This is a genomic window from Streptomyces hainanensis (assembly GCF_004348415.1).
Taxonomy (GTDB): domain Bacteria; phylum Actinomycetota; class Actinomycetes; order Streptomycetales; family Streptomycetaceae; genus Streptomyces; species Streptomyces hainanensis.
Genome location: NZ_SMKI01000663.1, coordinates 1 through 3,126, shown reverse-complemented (window position 1 = coordinate 3,126; position 3,126 = coordinate 1). Strand labels below are relative to the sequence as shown.

Below are 3,126 nucleotides of genomic sequence, written 5' to 3'. Positions count from 1 at the left end.
GGCGGGGGACAACCCCCCGGCGCTGTGCCTACTCGCACCGCAGCCCATCCTCCGGCGTCTCCCCCCGCAGCAGGTGCCCGTTCACCGCGTCCGCGACACACGCGTTGTCCGGCGTGTAGGCCCCGTGCCCCTCGCCGTCGTTCGTCAGCAGCGGCGCCACCGACGGGCCGCCGATCGCCTCCTGCATCCGCTCGGCGCCGGCGTACGGCGTCGCCGGGTCGCCCGTCGTCGCGACCAGCAGCAGCGGCGCCGCCGCGTCCGGCGCGCTGAACTCCTCAGGCTCGGCGGCCTCCTCGAACGGCCAGCCGAGGCAGCCGCTGACGCCCCACAGCATCCACTCGCCGAAGACCGGCGACGCCGTCTCGAACGCGTCCCGGTGCCGGACGACCTCGTCCACCTCCATCCGCGACGGGTCGTCCGCGCAGCGGATGGCGTTGAGCGCCGGCATCAGGTTGCTGTAGCGGCCCTGGCTGTCGCGGCCGTTGTAGAAGTCGGCGAGGAGCAGCAACGTGTCGCCGGAGCCCGCGTTCAGCGCCTCGTCCAGGCCCATGGTCAGGTACTCCCAGCTGTCCTCCGAGTACAGCGCCGCCGCGATCCCCGTCATGGCCAGGCCCGACGTCAGCCGACGGCCCTCCGGGTCGCCGGTCGGCAGCGGCTCGGCGGTCAGGTCGTCGAGCAGCGTCTCGATCGTGGCGACACCCGTCCCCACGTCTCCGCCCGTCGGGCAGTCGGCGCCGGTGGCGCAGTCCTCCAGGTAGTGCTCCAGGGCCAGTTGGAACCCCTCGGCGTCGAGCAGCGACTGGGCCACCGGGTCCGGATTGGGGTCGACGACCGCGTCGAGCACGGCGCGTCCGACGTTCTCCGGGAAGAGGTGGGCGTAGACGGCGCCGAGCTCCGTCCCGTACGAGATGCCGAAGTAGTTGAGGCGGTCGTCGCCGAGCGCGTGCCGCAGCAGGTCCATGTCGCGGGCGGTGTTGTTGGTGGAGAGGTGGGGCAGCAGGTCGCCGGAGTGGGCCGCGCAGGCGGCCGCGTACTCCTCGCTGTCGGCGACGAGCTCCGCCTCCTCCTCGGCCGAGCGCGGCGGGCCGGTGTCCTCCTGGTCGCCGTCGTCGATCTCGTCGTCCGAGAGGCAGACGACGCCGGAGCTCTCACCGACGCCGCGCGGGTCGAAGCTGACCAGGTCGAAGCCGCCGGTCCGCAGTTCCTCGTACTCCTCGTCGATGAGCGGCAGGGTGCCGACGCCGGAGCTGCCGGGGCCGCCGAAGTTGAAGACGAGGGAGCCGAGCCGGTCCTCCTCGGCCACCGGGCTGACGACGCGGATCAGCGCCATGTCGATGGTGTCGCCGTCGGGCCGCTCGTAGTCGACGGGCACGGTGAGCGTGCCGCACTGCCACGGCGTGCCGTCCGAGAGCTGGGTGGGGCGGCCCATTCCCTCGCCCTGGAGGGGGGTGGGCGCCGCGCAGTCGCCCCACTGGATGCGCTGCTGGGCGAGCGCGTCCGACAGCCCGGGGTAGGAGTCGCCGGCCGGTACGGACTCGGTGCCGGCGCCCCCGCCGCCTTCCGTGCCCTGGCCCCGGTCGTCGCCGAGATCGAGGGCGAGGTCGCGCGACGAGCAGCTGGCGACGAGCAGGCCGGCGGTGAGCGCCGTGGTGATCGCCCCCACGACGCGCCGGGAACGGAAGTGCGAATGTATGTTCATTAAGGGCAGACGGTACCGTCGCCGGGCGCCGATCCCGTGAGCAGGTACGCGTTGACGGCCGCGACGACACACGCGTCACCGCTCTGGTATCCGCCGTGCCCCTCGCCCTCGTACGTCAGCAGCGTGCCCACCCCGTCGCCCAGTGCGTCCCGCATCCGCTCGGCGCCGACGTAGGGGGTCGCGGGGTCGCCCGTCGTCCCGACCAGCAGGATCGGCCCGGCACCTGGCGCGGCCACCTCGGGCTGGTCGCGTTCCCCGGCCACCGGCCAGTACGCGCAGTCCAGCAGGGACCAGACCAGGTGCCGCCCGAAGACGGGCGACGCCGCGACGAACTCGGCCTCGTGCGCGCGCACGTCGTCCACGTCGGGGCGGGAGGCGAAGTCGGCACAGTTGATGGCCGTGTTGGCGGTGTGCGTGTTGCGGTAACGCCCCTGCGCGTCACGGCCGTTGTAGAGCTCGGCGGCGGCCAGCAGCAGATCGCCGCGGCCGTCGTCCTCGACCTGCCGCAGGCCCTCGGTGAGCACCGGCCAGGAGTCCTCCGAGTAGAGCGAACCGAGGATCGCGGTCACGGCGAGGCCCTGGGTGAGACGACGTCCGCTGTCCGTCGCCAGGGGGCGCTCGCCCAGCTCCCCGAGCAGCGCGTCGATCTCCTCGTACGCCGCCGCGCCGGTGGCGCCCCCGGTGCCCGCCAGATAGGCGTCCAGGGCCGACTGGAAGCCCGCCGTCTGCAACAACGCCCGCTGGACCACGTCCCGGGTCGGATCCACGACGGCGTCCAGGACGGTGCGGCCGACGCTCCCCGGGAAGAGGTGCGCGTACACGGCGCCCAGCTTCGTCCCGTAGGAGAAGCCGAAGTAGTTGAGCCGCTCGTCACCGAGCGCCCGCCGCAGCAGGTCGAGATCGCGGGCGGCGTCGGCGGTGGTCAGATGCGGGAGCAGCGGCCCGGCCGCGTCCTCGCAGGCGCGGGCGTAGTCGTAGGAGCGCGAGAGGTACGACAGCTCCTCCTCCTCGCTCACCGGCGGCCCGTTGCTCCGCTGCGCCGCCGCGTCGGTCTCGGCGTCCGTCCGACACACGACGCCCTCGCTGGCCCCGACCCCGCGCGGATCGAAACTCACCAGGTCGTACCGCTCGTTGAGCTCCCGATACCGTTCCCCGCTCCGCGGCAACGCCGCCACGCCCGACCCGCCGGGGCCGCCGAAGTTGAACACCAACGACCCCAACGGCTCCCCGCCCGCCGCGTCTCTCCTGACGACCGCGATCCCGACCGTCTCCCCGTCCTCCGGCGCGTCGTAGTCCCGCGGCACCGGCGCCTCGGCCGCGGCGGCGTCGATCCGGTCCACGGTGGCCAGCACCGCCTCCCGGCTGCCGCCCAGGCCGTAGATGTCGTCCCGCTCGGCCGCCCCCGCCGCCCAGCCGCGCAGCGCGCG

At 73.8% G+C, this 3,126-nt stretch carries 2 protein-coding genes; both read right to left on the bottom strand.

Features of this window, described 5'->3' with window-relative positions; translation table 11 throughout:
• Window positions 1-28 precede the first annotated feature (28 nt).
• A complete protein-coding gene (locus E1283_RS34330) occupies window positions 29-1,699 on the bottom strand; it encodes an alpha/beta hydrolase (protein WP_132822082.1) in 1,671 nt (556 codons plus the stop codon).
• Window positions 1,699-3,126 (bottom strand): alpha/beta hydrolase (locus E1283_RS34325; RefSeq protein ID WP_132822081.1); only part of this gene is annotated, 1,428 nt, incomplete at its 5' end. The genes E1283_RS34325 and E1283_RS34330, both read right to left, overlap by 1 nt.